Annotated in this window: 1 protein-coding gene; it reads right to left on the bottom strand. The window is 65.1% G+C overall.

Annotated elements, in window-relative coordinates:
* Nucleotides 1-255: phosphoadenosine phosphosulfate reductase family protein (locus tag LPA42_RS33575; protein WP_228987159.1), on the bottom strand; the 255-nt coding region annotated here is incomplete at both ends.

The raw sequence follows: 255 nt of genomic DNA, 5'->3' as shown, positions 1-255 counted from the left end.
CCGAACGCACCGCCGCCGTGCACGAGGCGTCACCCACCGTCCGGTACCGCACCACCTCCACGAACCGCGTCTCACCCGCCCGCGGGGTGAAGAACTCGTTCACCGCATACAACATGCCGTCCCGCTCGACCACCTCACGCTCGTGCGCGAAGTAGATCGACGGCAACGGAATCCGCTCCCGGGCGATGTAGTGCCACACATCCAACTCGGTCCAGTTCGACAACGGGAACACCCGGATCGACTCACCCGGATGAT

This window comes from Micromonospora sp. DH13 (assembly GCF_020873825.1).
GTDB classification, from domain to species: domain Bacteria; phylum Actinomycetota; class Actinomycetes; order Mycobacteriales; family Micromonosporaceae; genus Micromonospora; species Micromonospora haikouensis.
The sequence above is the reverse complement of the archived record's forward strand: the minus strand, read 5'-3'. Positions and strand labels throughout refer to the sequence as shown.